The sequence below is a fragment of the Devosia sp. XGJD_8 genome (genome assembly GCF_046614475.1).
Lineage (GTDB): Bacteria > Pseudomonadota > Alphaproteobacteria > Rhizobiales > Devosiaceae > Devosia.
This window is the reverse complement of record NZ_JBKJHF010000001.1, coordinates 2,316,387-2,336,692: the sequence shown is the minus strand read 5'-3', so window position 1 is coordinate 2,336,692 and position 20,306 is coordinate 2,316,387. Positions and strand designations below refer to the sequence as shown.

At 63.7% G+C, this 20,306-nt stretch carries 17 protein-coding genes; 3 read left to right on the top strand and 14 right to left on the bottom strand.

The genetic code is table 11. The annotated features are described in order from the left end of the window. Positions 1–117: 117 nt before the first annotated feature. Positions 118–1,536 carry a glutamate--tRNA ligase gene (gene gltX, locus ACLI1C_RS10995; RefSeq protein ID WP_411396895.1) on the bottom strand — a complete coding sequence of 473 codons (1,419 nt, stop codon included), beginning with the start codon at positions 1,534–1,536 and terminating at the stop codon, positions 118–120. A gap of 31 nt (positions 1,537–1,567) precedes the next feature. Between gltX and ACLI1C_RS10990 the strand changes: the two genes are divergently transcribed. After that, complete coding sequence (locus tag ACLI1C_RS10990) at positions 1,568–3,745, top strand: ComEC/Rec2 family competence protein (protein WP_411396894.1); 2,178 nt, start codon at positions 1,568–1,570, stop codon at positions 3,743–3,745. On the opposite strand, the gene ACLI1C_RS10985 is transcribed toward ACLI1C_RS10990, so the two are convergent. From ACLI1C_RS10985 to ACLI1C_RS10970, 4 genes are read right to left on the bottom strand one after another with little or no spacing between them, the layout of a single operon-like run. Continuing rightward, complete coding sequence (locus tag ACLI1C_RS10985) at positions 3,714–5,672, bottom strand: beta-galactosidase (protein WP_411396893.1); 1,959 nt, start codon at positions 5,670–5,672, stop codon at positions 3,714–3,716. The two genes, ACLI1C_RS10990 and ACLI1C_RS10985, sit on opposite strands and share 32 nt — an antisense overlap. Positions 5,673–5,682: 10 nt before the next feature. Then, positions 5,683–6,561, bottom strand: a complete 879-nt coding sequence (locus tag ACLI1C_RS10980) for an SMP-30/gluconolactonase/LRE family protein (RefSeq protein WP_411396892.1) — start codon at positions 6,559–6,561, stop codon at positions 5,683–5,685. Further along, positions 6,558–7,169, bottom strand: coding sequence for a 2-dehydro-3-deoxy-6-phosphogalactonate aldolase (locus ACLI1C_RS10975; RefSeq protein WP_411396891.1), 612 nt, complete (start codon positions 7,167–7,169; stop codon positions 6,558–6,560). Before ACLI1C_RS10975 ends, ACLI1C_RS10980 begins: the two co-directional genes overlap by 4 nt. A gap of 15 nt (positions 7,170–7,184) precedes the next feature. Next, a complete protein-coding gene (locus ACLI1C_RS10970; RefSeq protein ID WP_411396890.1) occupies positions 7,185–8,105 on the bottom strand; it encodes a 2-dehydro-3-deoxygalactonokinase in 921 nt (306 codons plus the stop codon). A gap of 296 nt (positions 8,106–8,401) precedes the next feature. On the opposite strand from ACLI1C_RS10970, the gene ACLI1C_RS10965 reads away from it, so the two are divergent. Further along, complete coding sequence (locus tag ACLI1C_RS10965) at positions 8,402–10,210, top strand: IlvD/Edd family dehydratase (protein WP_411396889.1); 1,809 nt, start codon at positions 8,402–8,404, stop codon at positions 10,208–10,210. Between the two features lie 150 nt (positions 10,211–10,360). Here ACLI1C_RS10965 and ACLI1C_RS10960 read toward each other — a convergent pair whose 3' ends face one another. From ACLI1C_RS10960 to ACLI1C_RS10920, 9 genes are all read right to left on the bottom strand, one after another. Further along, positions 10,361–10,573, bottom strand: a complete 213-nt coding sequence (locus tag ACLI1C_RS10960) for a cold-shock protein (protein WP_332688260.1) — start codon at positions 10,571–10,573, stop codon at positions 10,361–10,363. 397 nt (positions 10,574–10,970) lie between these two features. Next, positions 10,971–11,684, bottom strand: coding sequence for a transcriptional repressor LexA (gene lexA, locus ACLI1C_RS10955; protein ID WP_411396888.1), 714 nt, complete (start codon positions 11,682–11,684; stop codon positions 10,971–10,973). A 108-nt stretch (positions 11,685–11,792) separates the two neighbouring features. Continuing rightward, positions 11,793–12,995, bottom strand: coding sequence for a gephyrin-like molybdotransferase Glp (glp, locus tag ACLI1C_RS10950; RefSeq protein ID WP_411396887.1), 1,203 nt, complete (start codon positions 12,993–12,995; stop codon positions 11,793–11,795). After that, positions 12,992–13,468: a cyclic pyranopterin monophosphate synthase MoaC gene (gene moaC, locus ACLI1C_RS10945; RefSeq protein ID WP_411396886.1), complete on the bottom strand. Its 477-nt coding sequence runs from the start codon at positions 13,466–13,468 to the stop codon at positions 12,992–12,994. The genes glp and moaC overlap by 4 nt, the downstream gene beginning before the upstream one ends. After that, positions 13,468–14,283 carry an indole-3-glycerol phosphate synthase TrpC gene (gene trpC, locus ACLI1C_RS10940; RefSeq protein WP_411396885.1) on the bottom strand — a complete coding sequence of 272 codons (816 nt, stop codon included), beginning with the start codon at positions 14,281–14,283 and terminating at the stop codon, positions 13,468–13,470. The genes moaC and trpC overlap by 1 nt, the downstream gene beginning before the upstream one ends. After that, positions 14,280–15,299 (bottom strand): anthranilate phosphoribosyltransferase, encoded by a 1,020-nt coding sequence (trpD, locus tag ACLI1C_RS10935; RefSeq protein ID WP_411396884.1) that lies wholly within the window; start codon positions 15,297–15,299, stop codon positions 14,280–14,282. Before trpD ends, trpC begins: the two co-directional genes overlap by 4 nt. Beyond that, positions 15,296–15,895 carry an anthranilate synthase component II gene (locus ACLI1C_RS10930; RefSeq protein ID WP_411396883.1) on the bottom strand — a complete coding sequence of 200 codons (600 nt, stop codon included), beginning with the start codon at positions 15,893–15,895 and terminating at the stop codon, positions 15,296–15,298. The genes trpD and ACLI1C_RS10930 overlap by 4 nt, the downstream gene beginning before the upstream one ends. A gap of 85 nt (positions 15,896–15,980) precedes the next feature. Beyond that, entirely contained in the window at positions 15,981–17,489 is a 1,509-nt protein-coding gene (gene trpE / locus ACLI1C_RS10925) for an anthranilate synthase component I (RefSeq protein WP_411396882.1), read from the bottom strand. A 39-nt stretch (positions 17,490–17,528) separates the two neighbouring features. Beyond that, positions 17,529–19,400, bottom strand: a complete 1,872-nt coding sequence (locus tag ACLI1C_RS10920; protein ID WP_411396881.1) for a SurA N-terminal domain-containing protein — start codon at positions 19,398–19,400, stop codon at positions 17,529–17,531. 124 nt (positions 19,401–19,524) lie between these two features. On the opposite strand from ACLI1C_RS10920, the gene tpiA reads away from it, so the two are divergent. Continuing rightward, positions 19,525–20,280 (top strand): triose-phosphate isomerase, encoded by a 756-nt coding sequence (tpiA, locus tag ACLI1C_RS10915; RefSeq protein WP_411396880.1) that lies wholly within the window; start codon positions 19,525–19,527, stop codon positions 20,278–20,280. The last annotated feature ends 26 nt before the right edge of the window (positions 20,281–20,306 follow it).

The following is a 20,306-nucleotide window of genomic DNA, read 5'->3' as shown; positions in this document are numbered from 1 at the left end:
GCAAGATTCGGTCGGGTGGGGCCGTAAACTGGGCAGTCGTGGCTGCTTTGGACAGGTATCAGCTTTTGCCCGCCCGAGGCAACCAATGGGTAAGCAAGGCTTACCCTCCTAATAGCACTAGACAGCGCCGATTTGATCCCCGAGACGAGCCATACTTTCGTCCCGTCCGATCAGCACCATAACCTCGAAAATGCCCGGGGAAACGGTGCGTCCGGTGAGGGCGGCGCGCAGCGGCTGCGCCAGCTTGCCGAGCTTGAGTCCCTTAGCTTCTGCGAGCGCGCGCATGGCGGCGTCGATCTCCGGCACGGACCAGTCATTGAGGCCACGCAGCGTCTCGGCCATGTCCTTGAGGACAGCGCGCGTGTCCGGCGTCAGCAGCGCAGATGCTGCCGCATCAATAGCAAGCGGACGTGTCGCATAGATGAACTGGGCGAGGTCAATCAGCTCCAGCACGGTCTTGGCGCGCGGCTGCAGCTCGGGCAGGGCGGTCAGCACCGTGTCCTTGTTGGCGCCGAGGCCGTCAACGTCGACCTGGCGACCCACTTCGGCGGCCGTCGCGAGCATGACGTCGTAGAGATAGGCAGGGTCGGCTTCGCGGATATAGTGGCCGTTGATGTTCTCGAGCTTGACGAAATCGAAGCGGGCCGCGCCCTTGTTGAGGCCTTCCAGGCTGAACCACTCGATCATCTGGTCGGTGGAGAAGATCTCGTCGTCGCCATGGCTCCAGCCCAGGCGGGCAAGGTAGTTGCGCAGGGCCTCGGGCAGGTAGCCCATCTGCCGATAGGCCTCGACACCCAGCGCACCGTGGCGCTTGGAGAGCTTGGCGCCATCCGGGCCGTGGATCAGCGGGATGTGGGCCATTTCCGGCACGGTCCAGCCCATGGCATTGTAGATCACGATCTGGCGGGCGGCGTTGGTGAGGTGGTCGTCGCCGCGGATGATGTGGGTAACGCCCATGTCATGGTCGTCCACGACCACGGCATGCATGTAGGTCGGCGTGCCATCCGAGCGAAGGATGATGAAGTCATCAAGGTTCTCGGCCTTGAACACGACCTTGCCCTGCACGTGGTCGTCGACGACGATGTCGCCGGTCAGTGGCGCCTTGATGCGGATCACCGGCGCTATGCCGGCGGGTGCCTCGCTCTGGTCTCGGTCGCGCCAATAGCCATTGTAGCGGGGCGGCTTGCCGGCAGCGCGGGCCTCTTCACGCATCTGGTCAAGCTCGGCGGGCGAGCAGTAGCAGTAATAGGCGTGGCCCATCTTCACCAGTTCATGGGCGACTTCGGCGTGGCGTGCGGCGCGGCCGAACTGGCTGATCGGCTCGCCTTCCCAATCGAGACCCAGCCATTTCAGCCCGTCGACCAGGGCGATGACAGCGGCCTCGGTGGAGCGTTCACGATCCGTGTCCTCGATGCGCAGCAGCATCTTGCCGCCCTTGTTGCGGGCATAGGCCCAGCTGAAGAGCGCGGTGCGGGCGCCACCGATATGCAGATAGCCGGTGGGCGAGGGGGCGAAACGGGTGACGACCTGGGACATGAGACCGGAGTGCTTGGAGGATTTCGAGGCCGTGTGTAGCATAGAGCGGCACGAGCGCAAGGGCGGGGCGAAGCGGGTGCAGGGGGCTGAAACACTCGATCGGGATGCCGGCACGGCACTCGCGCCGACGCAGCCGGCCGCGCGACCGTCGCTGCCTCAGGTGCTGGCAGCGCGACAGCAAAGAGGTCTGGCGCACTCGCTTGGCGATGCCGTGGCCGCGCGGCGGCTGTTCGTGCTGCTGCCGTTCATGATGATCGCAGGTCTTGCGGGCTATGCGGCCCTGCCATTCGAACCCGAAGCCTGGGCGTTGATGGCAGTGGCGGCCGGGCTGGTTCCGGGTGCTGTCCTGCTGTGGCGGTCCGCTGCCTTGCAGGCTGTGGGACTCGCGGCTGCTGTTTGGGCGGGGTTCTGCCTGCTGCCGCTGCACGGCATGTGGTTCGGAACGCAGATGCTTGAGCGGCCGGCCTATGGACTGTTCGAGGCGCGGGTCGACGAGATCGTCTCGGCCACCGAGGAGGCGCGGCGGGTAGTCGTTTCGGGAATTGTTCCTGTTACGGGAGATCGGCCGGTCGATATTGAAAGGGCGCGGCTGGTGGTTCCGCCTGCACCGGTGCTGGCGCCGGGCGATGTCATCCGGGCCAGCATGCGGCTGGCGCCGGTGCCTGGGCCCATACTGCCGGGCGCCTTCGACGGGCAGTTCCACGCCTATTTTTCCGGTATTGGTGCCTATGGCACGGCAACCGGGGACTTTGGGCTCGTCTCCACCGGCAGCGCCCTGGATGCCACGCGCGCCGTCGAAGGGTTGCGCATGGCGATCGGCGGACGCATCGATGCCGTTCTCGATGGCGCATCCGCCGCCATAGGCCGGGCCATGGTGGTGGGAGACCAGAGCGCGATCAGCGACGAGACGCGGGAGGTGATGGCGGCCTCGGGGCTGGCGCATATCTATTCCATTTCCGGATTGCACCTTTCCATCGTGGCTGGCGGAATCTATTTCCTGCTGCGGCTGGGTCTGGCGTTCATTCCAGGCGTGACGACGCGATGGCCGGTCAAGAAGATTGCTGCCACTGCCGGCATCGTCGCAGCATTGGGTTATTTGTTGCTGGCGGGCGGTCTGGCCAATGTGCCGGCTTTGCGCTCGACACTGATGCTGGCCCTGGTCTTCGGGGCGGTTCTGGCGGGGCGGCGGGCGCTGACCATGCGCAATGTGGCAATCGCAGCGCTTGCCATCATCGTCATCGATCCGGCCAGCGTGTTCCGCGCCAGCTTCCAGCTCTCTTTCGCCGCAGTGGTTGCGCTGATCGGCATCTATGAGTTGCCGCGGTCGGCGCCGGGTGGCGAGCGCGGCTGGGGCCAGCGTATCTGGGCGACCGTCTGGGCGACGGCCGCTACCAGCTTCATTGCCGGAACCGCGACGCTGCTGTTCTCGGCCTATCACTTCCAGCAGACGGCGCCGCTCAGTGTGCTGGGCAATGTGCTGGTGCTGCCGGTGGTGAGCCTGATCATCATGCCCTTCGCAGTGCTTTCGGTGCTGGCCATGCCGTTCGGCATCGAGGGGCCGTTTGTTGCCATCATGGGCTGGGGTATCGATCGCATGGTGGATGGTGCGGAACTGGTCGCCGGCTGGAGCGAGGGCTGGACCGGTAACCCGCTGCTTACCAGTGTGGCGTTGATCATTGGCCTGCTGGCCTTGGCCTGGTTTGCCTTCATCAACAGTTGGTGGCGGTTTGCTGGACCGGCCGTTGCGTTGCCATTGGTCCTGCTGTTTGGCCTGGACACGCGGCCGGACGTGTTGGTTGCCGACACCACCCAGGCAGTCGTGCTGCGGACCGAGGCGGGCATGGGGCTGATCAGTGGCCGGCCCGGTAGCTTTGCGGTCGAAGTGTGGGGCGAGCACTACCAGGAGACGATTGCGGCCAGTGTCACCGGGACACGCTGCGATAGCCTGGGCTGCATCGACGAGACGCCGCAGTTCTCGGTGGCGGTGATCCGCAATGCCGCTGCCTTCGCGGAAGATTGCGGCCAACATGACCTGATCATTGCGCGGATGCGCGTGCCGACCAATTGCGTGGGTGGTCAGGTAATTGATGCCGACACGCTGGCGGCGGGTGGCGTGCATTGGTTGCGCTGGGACGAGGCGGCGGCGCGGTTCGAGATCCGCACCGCCATCCCCAATCTCACGCGCCCCTGGCGAGTCGCGCCACCGTAACGCCTGCCGCTGGCATGTCAGCGGAACCCAGTACATATCCGGCTTCGTCCCCGGCCGGGTTCAGGATGGCCGGACCCGCGGCATAGTTCACATAAATGCGGAAGCCGTCGCGGGTGCGGCAGCGCACGCCGGCCGGCAGGGCCAGGGTGGGGAGATCGGCCTCGGCGATCAGGTAATCAACAACGCGCTGCACCAGTGCCTTGGTGCCGCTGGCGCCGAGGTAGAACAGTTTGCCCTGCGAGACCAGAACCGGCCAGCCATCGACATCCTCGATGATGACGTTGGCCTTGGTTTCAAGGCGCTCGCGCCAGTGATGGATGGCGCCGCTGCCCTTGACCTCGATTTCAAGCGCGGGATCGAGGCTATCGATGCGGGCGACTTTCACGTCGAGCAGATTACTCGGCAGATCTGGCGCCAGGGTTGGCGGAATAGCAAAGTCCTGCGTCTTGGAGCCAGAGCGAGGGCCGATCAGCAAGTGGCCCTCGAAGTCGGCAATGGCGGTGCGCAGGTCATCATTCCAGGCGAAAAGCGCGGGAATGGCGACGATGTCATACCCGGCAAAGCTGCTGGTGCTGGGCGGCAGGATGTCGATATCGACGCCGTGCTTGCGGAAGGCGGCGTAGAGTGCCCTGACATGCGCACCATGGCTGAAGCCCTTGGCCTGAGGCTGGATCTCCCAAGCCCATTCGCTCTGATAGTCGAAGATGATGGCAACGCGGCCCTTGTTTGCCGTGCCGTCAAGGCCGACGGCCTTGAGCTCCTCGGCAACCTGAATGGCTTCGTGATAGGCCGGTGCGGGCTCGCTATCGGGGCGCAACAGGCCGGCATGCATCTGTTCCTGCGCGAAAGGCGCCTGGCGCCAACGGAAATAGGTCACCACTTCGGCACCGTGGGCAAAGGCCTCCCAGGCCCAGAGGCGGGCCATGCCGGGCAGGGGATCGGGGTTGAACTGTGCCCAGTTCACGGGGCCGGGCTGCTGCTCCATGATCCACCAGCGGCCGTGACCCACGGCGCGGTAGAGATCGTGATGGAAGGCCGCGTTGTCCGGGTCGCCCTGGCGCATATAGAGGCGCTTGATCTCGTCGGGCTCGGCACTGACCGCAAGATGGCCAAGGGGGTAGCTGTCCCAGCTGGCAATATCGAGCGTTTCGGCCACGTCATAGTGGTCAAACTCCGTGTAACGGCTCATGAAATTGTGGATCACCGGCAGGTCGGGCCGCACACCCTTGAGGATGTCGAACTGCACCTTGTTGAAGGCCGCGACCTGATCGGAGGCATAGCGGCGGAAGTCGAGGTCATGGGCCGGCGCCGCCTCGCAGACCAACAGGTTGGGCAGCTCGATCTGGTCGAAGCGATTGTATTCCATGGACCAGAAGACGTTGCCCCAGGCCTGGTTCAGCGCATCGACCGTGCCATATTTTTCGGCCAGCCAATGCTGAAAGCCCTGCTTTGCAGCGGGCGAATAGGAATAGGTGGTGCCGTGGCAGCCATACTCGTTGTCGGTCTGCCAGGCGCCGAGCGCGGGGTGGTTGCCCACTGCATCGGCGAGCAGGCGGGTTATGCGGCCGGCTTCTTCGCGATAGCCGAGATGGCTGAAATCATAGTGACGGCGAGAACCGAAGCCCTTGCGACGCCCCTGCGCGTCGACGGCGAGCATGTCGGGAAGCTTGTCGATCATCCAACGCGGCGGGGTGGCGGTGGGGGTGCCGAAAACCACCTTGAGCCCATGTCGTCCGAGCACGTCCATGGCCCGGATGATCCAGTCGAAGGTTAGGTTGCCGGGCGTCGGCTCCAACCTGGACCAGGCGAACTCGCCGATGCGCACCCATTTGATGCCGACCTCGGCCATGCGGGCCGCGTCTCGGTCCCACCAGTCCTCGGGCCAGTGTTCGGGATAGTAGCAGACGCCGAGGGCAGGGGTGGTCATGGCAAGGGTCTCAGAGTGTGATGGTCGCTTCGGGCAGGCCGGGCACGTCAAGGTCTATGGCGAAGAGGCCGCCAGCTACCTTTTCGGCGGCCAACTGCTCGGCGCTCAAATTCTTGTTGGCGGTGGTGATGAACATGGTCTTGAGGTCGGGTCCGCCAAAGGCGGGGCAGGTGACCTGGCTCACCGGGACTTCGACGATGCGGTCGATGGAGCCATCCGGCGCGTGGCGCACGACACAGGAGCCGCCCCATTTGGCGTTCCAGAGGTAGCCCTGGCTGTCGACCACGGCACCATCGGGATAGCCGCGCCCTTCGCTCACATCGGCGAACAGTGTCCATTCCCCAACCGGCAGGCCGGTGGCCGGGTCGGTCGCGACCTGCATGATCTTCTTGGTCGGCGTATCGGTCCAATAGGCGATCCGGCCATCGGGAGAAAAGCAGGTGGCGTTGGGGATGGCGATGCCAGACTTGAGCGTGGTCAGGGTGCCGGCGCGGTAGTGATAGACCGAGCCAATTGGCGCCTCGGCAGAACCGCGATCCATGGTGCCGATCCAGAAGGCGCCAGAGGGATGAACGCGGCTGTCATTGGTACGTGTCGCGGCATTGTCCGCCTCGATCTCGTTGATGCGGTTCATGCCGCCGGTCGAGAGATCGAACTGCTTGAGGCCGGTATCGGTGGCAAGGACCAGCATATGGTCGTCAACAATCGCGGCTGCTGCAACGGTCTCGTTGAACAGCCAGCTGTCGACAATTTCGCCAGCGGCGGTCACCGCGAACAGGGTCTGTTCGTTGATATCGAAGAAGAACAGCTGCTGTCGTCCGGCATGCCAGATCGGGCCTTCGCCCAGAGAACATTGGCTGTCGAGCAGAAGGCGGGCCGTATCGGTCATTGGGCTTTCCCCGCGTCATAGGCAGCAACGGCCGTGGCCGCGCGCTCGGCGACCTGTGTGACGTCCATGCCGGGCTTGTAGAGGTAGGTGCCCAGGCCAAATCCGGTGCAGCCGGCGGCAAAATATTCGCCGAAATTGTCGGGGTTGGCGCCGCCCACGGCATAGACGGGCAGTTCGGGCGGCAGAACGGCCTTCATGGCCTTGATGCCCTTGGGACCCAGCACCTCGGCGGGGAAGAATTTGAGGCCGGTCGCGCCGGCCTTGATGGCCCGGAAGGCATCGGTAGGGGTGAACACGCCGGGATAGGACAGGAGCTGAATGCGCACCGTCTCCTCGATGACCGCCTTGTTGGTGTCGGGTGAGACGATAAAGGTACCGCCGGCATCGGCCACAGCCCAGACCTGCTTCTTGGTGAGCACCGTGCCGGCGCCGATCGCTGCGTCATCGCCCAGTGCGTTGGAGGCGAGCGCAATGCTGGTCAGCGCGTCTGGCGAATTGAGCGGCACTTCGATCATGGTGATACCGGCGGCAATCAGAGCCTGGCAGACATGAACGGTCTCGGACGGCGTGATGCCGCGGAGGATGGCGATGAGGTGGCGATGGTTCATCGATATGAACTCCAGTTATGCGGCGAAGCTGCGCGCGGCCTTGAGGCCGGCCAGTACGATTTCGGTGGCGTCCCAGGGTTCGCCCCGGGCGCCGGCCATGTCCAGCACCCTCGTATAGAGCGTGCAGAGGGCCGGCGAGCCGATCAGTGGCACGGCCTGTGAGCCGATCAGATGACGGTTGCTGCCAATTTCGGTGCCGATCAGCAGACCAGAGAGATAGCCGGCGCACCAATCGGGCTGACGGCCCGAGAGCAGTGAACTGGCGCGGACCTGGAACAGCGTGCCGAGCAGTTGTTCGGGGTGCTCGAGGCCAGCGGCGGCGCCAAGGTCGAAACCTTCGGCGCGACCCGGACCGTCGAGATCGCCCGCCAAGGAATGGCGCAGCACGGAATGGGTACGCAGCACCTCGAACAGCTCGCCCGTCATGGCGGTCGAGAAGCGCTCGATACGTGTGCCGGAAAGCCGGGCCCACTTGGAGTGGGTGCCGGGCATGCAGACCATGCCGGCAAAGCCCGGCGACAATGCCGCGAGGCCGAGCAGCTGGGTTTCTTCGCCGCGCATGACATTGTCAGCGCCGGCCTTCTGGCAGACGCCAGGCAGAATTGCAGGCGCGAGATAGCTGTTGGGCATGGCGGGCCGCACGGCTCCTTCGCTCAGGCCGCGCAGATCGGCGGGGGCTTCGAGGTACGGCGCCTCCATCCAGCCCTGGCGGGCGCCGGCCATGCCGCAGATGAGCACGTCAAGCTGGCTGTTGCGGGCAGGGGGGATACCTTCGAGCAGCTCGGACAGGGCGGCGGGGAACTCCTCGCGGGTGAGCTTGCCCATCCCTTTGGGCGAGGTCTTCTCGAACGCTACCGAGCCGTCGGCGGCGATCCCCCAGGCGCGGAGGTTGGAGGTCCCCCAGTCCACAGCAACCCAGTCAATGATCTCAGTCACGAATTTACCTCACCGCGGCAGCCCCGTCGCGGCGCGACCCTAATGGCTGAGAGTTGTTTCAGCCAGTCCGATTCTCGGCTTCCCACGGCGCAGAACATCACCTCCAAGCGGTGCAGCCGGTCCCCTCGTTTGGTAAGATTTTCAGAGCGATGGGAAAAAATTTCAACGGCGTTTTGTCGTCAATCTCATTTGTATGATTTTTTGTGCGGAATCGCGTTCACTCTGGCAAAAGCCATGCTAGAACCACTCCAAACGCTGACGCGTCCACACGCGAGCGGATCCAAGAGGAAGATGAGATGACGGCAGGAAACGGCGGCTCGGCGCCCAAGAAGTTGCGCTCGCGCGCCTGGTTCGACAATCCGGACAACCCGGACATGACGGCACTCTATCTCGAGCGCTACATGAATTTTGGCGTGTCGCGCGAAGAGCTGCAGTCTGACAAGCCGATCATCGGCATTGCGCAGACCGGGTCCGATCTCAGCCCCTGCAACCGCCATCACATCGTGCTCGCCGAGCGCGTTCGCGAAGGCATTCGCGAAGCCGGCGGCATTGCCATCGAGTTTCCGGTGCATCCGATCCAGGAAACTGGCAAGCGCCCGACGGCGGGTCTGGATCGTAACCTGGCCTATCTCGGACTCGTGGAAGTGCTCTACGGCTATCCGCTGGATGGCGTGGTGCTGACCATCGGTTGCGACAAAACCACCCCGGCAATGCTCATGGGGGCGGCGACCGTCAATATTCCGGCTATCGCGCTATCGGTCGGTCCCATGCTCAATGGCTGGCACAAGGGCGAGCGCACCGGGTCGGGCACCATCGTCTGGAAGGCCCGCCAGATGATGGCGGCCGGCGAGATCGACTATGCCCAGTTCATTGAACTGGTGGCATCGTCCGCGCCCTCAACCGGCTATTGCAACACCATGGGTACGGCCACGACGATGAACTCGCTGGCGGAGTCGCTGGGCATGCAGCTGCCGGGTTCGGCTGCCATTCCCGCACCCTACCGTGACCGCCAGGAAATGGCCTATCGCACGGGCAAGCGCATCGTGGACATGGTGCATGAGGACCTCAAGCCGTCCGATATCCTGACCAAGGACAATTTCATCAACACCATCGTGGTCAATTCGGCCATCGGCGGATCGACCAATGCGCCGATCCACATCCAGGCCATTGCCAAGCATATCGGCGTGGAACTCGAACTGCAGGATTTCCAGACCTATGGCCACAAGGTGCCGCTGCTGGTGAACCTACAGCCGGCGGGCGAATATCTGGGCGAGGACTATTATCACGCTGGTGGCGTGCCGGCGGTGGTCAACGAGTTGATGACCCAGGGCCTGATCCGCGAGAACGCGCCGACCGTCAATGGCAAGACCATTGGCGAGAATTGCCGCAACACGACGATCCAGGACGACAAGGTCATCCGCCGCTTCGACAATCCGCTCAAGACCGAGGCGGGCTTCCTCGTGCTGCGTGGCAACCTCTTTGACAATGCCATCATGAAGACCAGCGTGATCTCGTCGGAGTTCCGCGATCGCTACCTCAACAACCCCGAGCATCCGGGCATGTTCGAGGGCAAGGCGGTGGTGTTCGATGGACCGGAGGATTACCACCACCGCATCGACGATCCCGCGCTCGATATCGACGAGAATACGCTGCTGTTTATGCGCGGCGCCGGGCCGATCGGTTATCCAGGCGCGGCGGAAGTGGTCAACATGCGGCCGCCCAGCTATCTGATCAAGAAGGGCGTGCATGCGCTGGCCTGTATCGGCGATGGCCGCCAGTCGGGTACTTCGGGCTCGCCCTCGATCCTCAATGCTTCGCCAGAGGCGGCGGCGGGTGGCAATCTCGCCATCCTGCAGACAGGCGACCGGGTGCGGATCGATCTCAACCAGGGGCAGGCCAATATCCTGATCTCGGACGCCGAGATCGCCAAGCGCCGAGCCGATCTCGAGGCTTCCGGCGGCTACAAGTTCCCCAAGCACCAGACGCCCTGGCAGGAAATCCAGCGCGGTCTGGTTGGCCAGCTCGGCGATGGTGCCATTCTCAAGCCAGCCGAAAAGTACCAGCGCATCGCGCAGAACAACGGCATCCCGCGCGACAACCACTGATCGCGGATTTTGTAAGACAAGGGGGACCGCATGCATGCGGTCCCCCATTTTGTTTGCTGCTGGCGACCAGACAAAGAAAAGGCCACCGCGACAAATCGCGGTGGCCTCGCCGAGCGGCGCCGAAGCGCGCTCGCTATGATCTAGCGCAGACTAGAGCAGGGTCAGGTTGGTCGCCGATTCCTTGCCGTCACGGCCGGTCTCGAGCTCATAGGTGACCTTGTCGTTCTCGTAGAGGCCCTGCAGGCCCGAACGCTGAACAGCAGAAATATGGACGAAGGCGTCCTTGCCGCCATTTTCAGGCGAAATGAAGCCGAAGCCCTTAGTGGTGTTGAAGAACTTTACGGTGCCGGTGATTACGGACATGATAGTTTCCTTTTGCTCGTAGCATCAGCGAACGAGCGGTTATCCAATGGCAACATGCCAAAGGGACATAACGTTCGCATGGTAGAGAAGGAAGCCACGGTCCGGCGAACCGGCATTAGGCAGCCGACTTAGGCTGAAAACGTATGCTACCTATGTGGCACGGAACAGCGCCATCTGCAAGGTCCCGGCACTGTCGGCCGTTAAATTCCGCTTAAGTCGCTAGAAAAATCCCAAGAAAACCAAGGGAGTGGCTTCGCGCGTAAGTACCACGGCCGGCCTCATCGGCCGCCAGAGGCGGTTCGATGCCCCGGTACGATCTGCCAAAATGAGGGGGTGGCAGGGTGACGCGCCTGTGCTGGCCCACGCCTCGCGTCACGCTGCTGAGGGCTATAGCGCCCTAATACTTGCGGAGAAGACCGACAAGGCGGCCCTGCACCTTGACGCGGTCAGGCGGGAAGATGCGGGTTTCGTAAGCGGGGTTGGCCGCCTCCAGCGCCACGGTATTGCCCTTGCGGCGCAGGCGCTTGAGCGTTGCTTCCTCATCGTCCACCAAGGCGACGATGATTTCGCCCGTCGAGGCCTGATCCTGCTTCTTGATGAGCACAGTATCCCCGTCGAAAATGCCAGCATCGATCATCGAGTCACCGCGGACTTCAAGCGCGAAGTGCTCACCGGCGCCCAGCATTTCCGGCGGAACCATGATGGTGTGCGAGTGGGTCTGGATGGCCTCAATGGGCGTGCCGGCCGCAATACGGCCCATGACCGGGATGGAAATCGGTCGGGCATAGTCTTCGGCCGCCGACATGCGCGAGGGCGGGGAGCTGACCTTGCCCAGACTGCCTTCGATGACCGATGGCTCAAAGCGGGCCTTGCGGCCGCCGAGTGACGGGTTCATCGAATCCGGGAGCTTGACCACTTCGAGGGCCCGGGCCCGGTTGGGCAGGCGACGGATGAAACCGCGCTCCTCAAGGGCGGTGATCAGCCGGTGGATGCCCGATTTGGACGCCAGGTCGAGCGCATCCTTCATCTCGTCGAAGGATGGCGGAATGCCGCTTTCCTTCATCCGCTCATGGATGAACATAAGCAGCTCGTGTTGTTTGCGCGTCAGCATGGGCCCCTCGGGGAGTGAATCAGAACATAGGCAGAACGACTATAGGTGTTCCAGTTATGTTCCGCAATATGCTTTGCAAAAGATCAGTCGTCGTTGCGATCGCGACAGTCAGAAAGCATCCAGCGGGATGGCTTCGACAATGGTGCCGGGCAATTGGCCGGGATCGAACTCTGGTTGGACGATGAGCATATCGGCCCGCGCCAGCGAAGAGGTGTGGCCGCTGTCCGTCTGGGAGATCGGCAGCAGCTCAGGTCCAGTGAGCGTGTGCAGCAATTGCGCGCGCATGAAGTGGCGGCGGGCGGTATTGGGGGGCGTTGGGCCGGCCAGCGGCAGGTGCCAGGGGGATGGTTCTGGATAGCCAAGCCACGCGCGCAATGCGGGGCGAATGAACACCATGGCGGTGACCATGGCGGAAACCGGATTGCCGGGGAGGCCGAAGATCAGGGTGCTGCCGCGTGTTCCGAACATGAGGGGCTTGCCGGGCCGCATGTTGATCTTCCAGAAATCCAGCGTGACACCCAATTCCAGGAGGATGTCCTGCACGATGTCGTGGTCGCCGACGCTTGCGCCACCTGTGGTGATGACTATATCCGGCCCAGTGGCGAAAATGTCTTGGAGTGCGTTGCGAAGCTGAGCCGCATCGTCGCGGGCAATGCCGTGATCGGTGACCGTTTCGGCGTAGGGCGTCAGCATGGGCCGCAGCCCAAAACTGTTTGATGCCACAATCTGGTCGGGGCCAAGTGGCGTGCCGGGCAGCACGAGTTCGTCGCCCGTGGCGAGCAGGGCGATGCGGGGCCGTTTGGCGACCTTGAGCGTGGCCGCGTTGGCAGCGGCGGCAACCGCCAGCTGCATTGGTGCCAGGCGAATGCCGGCGTCGACGAGCTGTTGACCGGTAGCGAAGTCGTTACCCAAAGGCCGCACGCTGTGGCCCTGTCGTGCCGGAACAGTGAAGGAAACCGAGTCTCCGTCGCGCTTGGCCTCTTCCTGCATGATGACCGTGTCGGCGCCTTCGGGTACCGGTGCACCAGTGAAGATGCGGACAGCCTCGCCCGGCCCAAGCGTGCCGAGGTAGCCGGCGCCCGCCTGTGACGTGCCGACCACGGTCAGCCCGTGGCCAGCGACGACATCGGCAGCGCGGATGGCGTAGCCGTCCATGGCGCTGGAATTGAATGGAGGCTGATCGTGGGTGGCAAATACGGGTTCAAGCAGCACGCGCCCGGCAGCCTCGGACAGCGGCACGGTCTCGGCGATGGGCGCCGGCACGCGCCGGAGGATCGCGGCAATCGCGTCATCCACGGGGAGCAGGCTCATGACCGGGAAAAGTCTCCGGACTTTCCGCCGGATTTTTCGACCAGGCAGATATCGGTGATGGTCATGGCCCGGTCGATGGCCTTGGCCATGTCGTAGAGCGTCAGTGCCGCGGTCGAGGCGGCGACCAGGGCTTCCATCTCGACACCGGTCTGCCCGGTGGTTTCGGCCGTGGCACGGATAAGGATGGCATCGGGGCCATCAGCTTCGATGTCGACGCTGACCTTGGTCAGTGGAATGGGGTGGCAAAGCGGGATGAGGTCGGACGTCTTCTTGGCGGCCATGATACCGGCAATGCGAGCAACTGCCAGGGCATCGCCCTTCTTGAGGCCACCATCCATGATGGCGACAATCGTGCCGGTCTCGGCGACAATCCTGGCCTGCGCCAAGGCGCGGCGCCGGGTGATCGCCTTGTCGCCGATATCGACGATATGGGCTTCGCCCCGCTCGTTGAGGTGAGTGAGGCCCTGCGCCATCACCGCACGGCCTGTGGGGCGCCCATCAGCAGGGCGCGGGTTGCCGCGGCAACATCGTCCTGACGCATCAGGCTTTCGCCGACGAGGAAGGTGCCAATACCGGCGCGCTGGTCGAGCATGGTGATGTGCTCGTGGGTCATGATGCCGCTTTCGCTCACCAACAGGGTGTTCTTCGGTACGCCGACGGCCAGATTAACCGAGGTTTCGAGCGTGGTCTCGAAGGTGCGTAGGTTGCGGTTGTTGATGCCGATGAATTCGGCGCCGAGGGCCAGTGCCCGGTCGAGCTCGAGCTGGTCATGCACCTCCACCAGAGCGTCCATGCGCCATTCCTCGGCGGCGTCGAGCAGGTAACGCGCGACGTCGTCGCCCACGGCGGCGAGAATGATCAGGATGCAGTCGGCGCCCCAGGCGCGGGCTTCGGCCACCTGGTAGGTTTCGAACAGGAAATCCTTGCGGAGCACGGGAAGCTGGGTCGCGGCGCGGGCCTCGATCAGGTAGCTCGGCGAGCCTTGAAAGCTCGGCCGGTCGGTGAGGACGGAGAGGCAGGCGGCGCCGGCCTGCTCATAGGCGCGGGCGATCGCCGCGGGGTCGAAGTCGGGCCGGATCAGACCCTTGGATGGGCTGGCCTTCTTTACCTCGGCAATCAGGGCGTATTTGCCCTGTTTGCGCTTGGCCTTGATGGCGTTGAGGAAGCCGCGAGTCGGGGGCTGGTCATGCGCCTGGGCCACCACCTCGGCCCAGGGCCGCATGGATTTGGCCGCGGCGATTTCTTCGCGCTTATAGGCTTCGATCTGCTGGAGAATGTCGCTCATCAATCTCGTCCGTTCGATACCGCCACGAGGCGGGCGAGGGTTTCTCTGGCCTTGCCGCTGTCGACCGTCTGGGCGGCCATGGCAATACCGTCTTCAATGGTTGCCACCTTGTCGGCCACCAGCAGCGCGGCGCCAGAGTTGAGCAGCACGGTGTCCCGATAGGCACCGGGGGCGCCTTCAAGCAGGGCCTGGATTGCCAAGGCGTTTTCCTCGGGCGTCCCGCCCAGCAGGTCCTTGGGGTCGGTCAGTTTGAGGCCGACCTGCTCGGGGTTCAGTTCAAAGCTGCGCAGGTCGCCACCGGCGATCTGGGCCACGAAATTGGTGCCCGAGGTCGACAATTCGTCGAGGCCTTCGCTGGAGTGGACAACCCAGGCCTTGATGGCCCGATTGGCCAGGAGGGCAGCAGCCACAGGCTCCACCCATTGCTGCGAATAGACGCCAAGCAGATAGCGCCGCACGCCCGCGGGGTTGGATTGTGGTCCCAGCAGGTTGAACAGGGTCCGCACACCCATTTCGCTGCGCGCCGGGCCGACATGGCGCATGGCGGGGTGATGACTGGGGGCGAACATGAAGCCGATGCCAGCCTTGGCAATGGTGGTGCCGATCTGCTCCGGTGTCAGGTCCAGTTTGACGCCCAGTGCCTCGAGCACCTGGGAGGCGCCGGAGCGGGAGGACAAGGCCTTGTTGCCATGCTTGGCGACCGGCACGCCGGCCCCTGCAACCACAAGGGCGGTGGCGGTCGAGATGTTGAGGCTGCCGATACCGTCACCACCGGTGCCGACAATGTCGATGGCGCCTTCTGGGGCAACTACCGGCACCATCTGCTCGCGCAGGATGGAGACGGCCGCGGCGATCTCGCCAACGGTTTCGCCCTTGATGCGCATGCCCATGAGGAAGGCGCCGATCTGGCTGGGTGTGGCTTCGCCAGCCATTATGATGCGCATGACGCCGCGCATCTCCTCGCCGGTCAGGTCCTTGCGGTCGGCGATCTTGTTGAGGGCTGCCTTGAGATCCATCATGCAGCCTTCTTCTGGTTGAAGTCGCGGGCCAGGTTCAGGAAGTTCTGCAGCAGGGCGTGGCCGTTTTCGCTGGCAATGCTCTCGGGATGGAACTGCACGCCGTGGACGGGCAGGCTCTTGTGCTGCATGCCCATGATAAGGCCGTCCTCGGTAGTGGCGGTAACTTCCAGGGCCTCGGGCAGGGTGTCCTGTTTGACGATGAGCGAGTGATAGCGCGTCGCTTCGAAGTCATTGTTGAGACCGCGGAACAGGCCCTTGCCGGTGTGGTGGATCTTGCTGGTCTTGCCATGGACCAGGTGTGGCGCCCGGATCACGTCGCCGCCCAGGGCCTGGCCTATGGCCTGGTGGCCGAGGCAGACCCCGAGGATCGGAATCTGGCTCTTGAAGCGGTCAATCAGTGCCAGGCAGATGCCGGCTTCGTTGGGGGTGCAGGGCCCCGGCGAGAGGACGATAGCCTCGGGCGCCATGGCGGCAATTTCATCAAGGGTAATCTTGTCGTTGCGCACAACGGTGATGTCGGCGCCCAGCTCGCCCAGGAAATGGACGAGGTTGTAGGTGAAGCTGTCGTAGTTATCGATGACGAGCGTGCGGGTCATGTGGCTGGCTCCAGCGCGGCTGTGGGAAACAGGTTCGGTGTTCAGAACCCGTTGCGCCATCGATGTTGAATGAGTGTGTGCGCCTTCATTGCCCGATCCTCGCCTCGCCAGCATAGCGTAGCGCTTCCTCGGCGGCGCTGAAAAGGGCGCGGGCCTTGTTTTCGCACTCCATCTGCTCAAGCTCGGGCACGCTGTCGGCGACGATACCCGCGCCCGACTGCACGTAGAGCTTGCCGTCCTTGAGGATGGCGGTGCGCAGCACGATGCAGGTGTCCATGGTGCCATCGGCACCGAAATAGCCGACGCAACCGCCGTAGATGCCGCGCCGGGACTTCTCCAGTTCGTCGATGATCTCCATGGCCCGCACCTTGGGGGCGCCGGAGACCGTGCCGGCCGGGAAACCGGCCGAGAGCGCGTCGACGAAGTCGTATTTGGGATCGAGCTGCCCCACGACGTTGGAAACGATGTGCATGACGTGGGAATAGTATTCGAGGAAGAACTTGTCTGTCACCTTGACCGTGCCGGTCTTGGCGACGCGGCCCACGTCATTGCGACCCAGATCGAGCAGCATCAGGTGCTCGGCCAGTTCCTTGGGGTCGGCCAGCAGTTCGGCCGCCAGTTCCTGGTCGCGGGTCGGGGTCGAGCCGCGCTTGCGGGTGCCGGCGATGGGGCGGATGGTGACTTCACCATCCTGCACCCGCACGAGGATTTCCGGGCTCGATCCGGCCACAGCAAAGCCGCCGAAATCAAGGAAATACATGTAAGGGCTGGGATTGGTCCGGCGCAGCGCACGATAGAGCGCGGTGGGCGGCAGGGTGAAATCTGCCGAGAACCTTTGGCTCAGCACCACCTGGAAGATGTCGCCTGCCGTGATGTATTCCTTGGCCTTGGCGACCATCGCGAAATACTCGTCCTTCGACGTATTGCTGGCGATGGCGATGCTCTCGAGATCGGGCAAAGCTGGGGTTGCCGGCATGGCGCGTCCCAGGCGGCCGATGGCATCATCGATCCGCGCTTCGGCGGCTTCATAGGCCTGGCGAGCCGATACACCGGCCCGGACATAGACCGGCGCCGTCAGGTAGAGCTCATCCTTGAGCGTATCGAAAATGGCCAGCAGTGATGGCCGCATCAGCACAGCCTCGGGCGTCTGCAGGTGGTCCGGATTGCTGTCGGGCAGCACTTCCATGTAGCGGACCATTTCGTAGCCGAGATAGCCATAGACGCCGGCGGATTGCGGCGGCAGGCCGGGCGGCACGTCGATCTTGCTGTCGGCGACCAGGTGGCGGAGCGCATCGAGCGGCAGGTCGGGCAGGGGCTCGAAGCTGGTATCGTCGATCTGCGCCGAGCGATTGATTGCCGCCGAGCCAGCCTCAACCTTGAGGATCACGTCCGGTTGCGTGCCGATGATGGAATAGCGCCCGCGCACCGCCGCATCCTGCACGGATTCGAGCAGGAAAGTGTTCTTCCGGCCCTCGGCGAGCTTGAGATAGGTGCCGATCGGCGTTTCGAGGTCCGCCACGATGCGACGCCAGACGATCTGCGACTTTCCAGCATCATATTGATCTTGGAAGCGCTGATAGAAGTCGTCGTCCATCGCTGTGGTGTCCAGTTTAGGGTTGGTCCGGCTTGTGAATTACTGGCCGGTATTGAGTGCCAGCGCCTGGCTGAGTGCCTGCTGGTTGATGCGCAGGCCAGCATCGTCCCGCACGGCGCTGACGAAGTCGCCATAGAGACCGATGCGCGCTTCGTTCTCAAGGCTGGCATTGGCTGCCTCTTCCAGCGGGCCGGTCGCCGGCGTCAGGTCCGTCACCTCGAAGACGATGAATTCGCCACCCTGGCTGACAGCTGAACCGTGGTGGTTCTCATCGCCAGCAAAGGCGGCCGATGCCACGGCGCCGTCAATGGTGCCGTCTTCCGAGCCGAAGCGTGTGAAGGGCGCGCTGATCTGCGGGAAGACATTGTAGGACGCAGCGATGTCGGCCAGGGCCTCACCATTGTCCAGGCGGGCGACCGCGTCGGCCTGTGCCGCCAGAATGGCATTGTTGGTACGTTCGGTGGTGAGAGCCTCGGCCACGGCGTCGCGGACTTCATCCAGCGTCTGATCACGGGCCGGCTCAATGGTATTGAGGTCGAACCACAGGTTGCCGTTGCCGGCGAGCGGGACTGCGGCCGTCAGCGCGCCTTCCTCCGCCTTGAAGATCGCCTGGGCGACGCGCGGGCTGTCCTCAGCCGCGAGATCGGGGATGACGGTCAGCTCGGCGCCACCGGCGGTTACGTCGGCTTCGTAGAGGTCCAGGCCGAAGCGCTCGGCGATCTCGGTCAGTGGCCGGAAGGCGGCGCGCAGTTCCTCGATCTGATCCTGGACATCACCGAGCTCGTTGCGAGCCTCGGCCAGCGCCAAGGTCTGAGAAATCTGCTCGCGGACGTCATCGAGTGCGGGGACGCCGCCGGCCTCGATGGCCGAAACATGTACAGCGCGCTTGCCCGCAACCCCATCGATCAGGGCAAAGTCACCCTGCTGCAGGCCGAAGGCGGCAGTGGCAAGGTTGGCATCCGTGATATCGGCCTGTGCCAGCGTCCCCAGATCGGTAGGCGTAATGCCCGCCTCGGCGATCAGGGTCTCGAAGGGCGTGCCCGCGGCCAGGCCGGCTTCGAACGCGGCGACCTGGTCGGCATTCAGTACGACCTGCTGGATGGTACGGCGTTCCGCCCGGGTCAAATTGGCCTTGGTGCGCTCGTATTCTGCGGCGATGGCTTCCTCAGATATTGTCTTGGTGGCGGCCAGCTCGGCGGCAGAGAGCCGCAGCATCTGCACATTGCGGGTCTCAACCGTACGGAACTCGGCCTGATGCTCGGCGAGATAGGCGGCGAGCTCGGCTTCGGTCGGCGCGGCGGGTGTCTCGATATTGGTCTCGCCCAGCGCGAAATAGTCGATGGTGCGCTGGTCGGCGACATAGCGATTGATCAGGCCCGACGCGGTTTCGGGCAGAGCAGTATCGCCAAAGAGGCTCAGGATCAGCTGCTGGCGCCGGGCGGCGTCGCTCTGGTCCTCGAAATACTCGGCCTCGGTGAGGCCGCTCATCTGCAGCACCTGATTGAAGTTTTCCGGCGTGAAGGCGCCCAGCGCATTGTGGAACGACGGATCGGCGCGCAGCATGTCGCTCAGCTTCTGTTCGGACACGCCAAGACCGAAGCCTGTGGCCAACCGATTGAGCGCCGCGTCCTGTGCCAGGTTCTGCAGCACCATGGAGGGAATGCCCAGATTGACGGCTTCCTCGGCAGTCGGGAAGGAGCCAAGTTGCTGGGCGACCTCATTGAGCTGGTTCTGGTAAGCGCGGAGGAACTCGCGGGAATTGATCTCCTCATCGCCCACGCGCGCCACGGTATTGGTACCGAGATCGGTGATAACGTTGTTGATGCCGAAGCCTGCCACGCCTACCAGAAGGAAGGCCCCCATGACCTTGCCGGGCCAGGATTTTGCAAAAACACGCAAACTATCGAGCATCTGAGACGTTCCACTTAGGCAACACCAGGCTTTACCGCAGCAGCGGGAGGGCACTAGTAATCCATTTTGACAGCCGGGGTTAGGGCAAAGCCAGCCACGGTGCAAGAGGCAGCAGGAGCAAAGAGTGACAACGACAATAACGCCGCTGATCGCAGGGAACTGGAAAATGAACGGCCTGAGGGGCTCGCTGGACGAATTGACAGCGCTTGCAGGCATGCTCACGACCGGTGAGGCGCCGCGTGCCGTCGTGGTGATCTGTCCGCCGGCCACCATCGTTGCCGCGGTCGCGCGGCAGGGCGCCAGCGCCGGGATTCTGGCGGGCGGCCAGGACTGCCATGCAGCTGCATCGGGTGCGCATACCGGTGATATCGCGGCGGGCATGCTGGCGGATGCCGGGGCGCAGTATGTCATTGTCGGCCATTCTGAACGCCGTGCTGCCTATGGTGAAACCGACGAGCAGGTGCGCGCCAAGGCCGAGGCCGCGATCGGCGCCGGACTCAAGCCCATCATCTGCGTGGGGGAAACCGAAGCGGAGCGTGATGCCGGCAATGCCGAAGACGTGGTCGCGAACCAGCTGGCGGGTTCGATCCCCGATGCGGCCGAACAACATGAGGTGATCGTCGCCTATGAGCCCATCTGGGCCATCGGCACCGGCCGCACGCCGAGCAATGACGACATTGCCCAGATGCATGGCTCGATCCGCCGCCAGCTCACAGATCGGTTCGGCGAAAAGGGCGCTGGGGTCCGTATTCTCTATGGTGGTTCGCTCAAGCCGCAGAATGCGCGTGAGATTCTCCAGGTGGAAAACGTCAATGGTGGCCTAGTCGGTGGTGCCAGCCTCTTGGCAAAGGACTTCTACACCATTATCTCAGCGGTATAGCGCATCATGAATGCTTGGAGGCTGGC

Coding starts and splice junctions, on each gene's coding strand:
- trpE (WP_411396882.1), bottom strand. CDS start 17,489: ATGGACGACGACTTCTATCAGCGCTTCCAAGATCAATATGATGCTGGA.
- ACLI1C_RS10965 (WP_411396889.1), top strand. CDS start 8,402: ATGACGGCAGGAAACGGCGGCTCGGCGCCCAAGAAGTTGCGCTCGCGC.
- ACLI1C_RS10980 (WP_411396892.1), bottom strand. CDS start 6,561: ATGACCGATACGGCCCGCCTTCTGCTCGACAGCCAATGTTCTCTGGGC.
- moaC (WP_411396886.1), bottom strand. CDS start 13,468: ATGGCGCAGGGCCTCACTCACCTCAACGAGCGGGGCGAAGCCCATATC.
- gltX (WP_411396895.1), bottom strand. CDS start 1,536: ATGTCCCAGGTCGTCACCCGTTTCGCCCCCTCGCCCACCGGCTATCTG.
- glp (WP_411396887.1), bottom strand. CDS start 12,995: ATGAGCCTGCTCCCCGTGGATGACGCGATTGCCGCGATCCTCCGGCGC.
- ACLI1C_RS10920 (WP_411396881.1), bottom strand. CDS start 19,400: ATGCTCGATAGTTTGCGTGTTTTTGCAAAATCCTGGCCCGGCAAGGTC.
- ACLI1C_RS10960 (WP_332688260.1), bottom strand. CDS start 10,573: ATGTCCGTAATCACCGGCACCGTAAAGTTCTTCAACACCACTAAGGGC.
- ACLI1C_RS10930 (WP_411396883.1), bottom strand. CDS start 15,895: ATGACCCGCACGCTCGTCATCGATAACTACGACAGCTTCACCTACAAC.
- trpD (WP_411396884.1), bottom strand. CDS start 15,299: ATGATGGATCTCAAGGCAGCCCTCAACAAGATCGCCGACCGCAAGGAC.
- lexA (WP_411396888.1), bottom strand. CDS start 11,684: ATGCTGACGCGCAAACAACACGAGCTGCTTATGTTCATCCATGAGCGG.
- ACLI1C_RS10975 (WP_411396891.1), bottom strand. CDS start 7,169: ATGAACCATCGCCACCTCATCGCCATCCTCCGCGGCATCACGCCGTCC.
- ACLI1C_RS10985 (WP_411396893.1), bottom strand. CDS start 5,672: ATGACCACCCCTGCCCTCGGCGTCTGCTACTATCCCGAACACTGGCCC.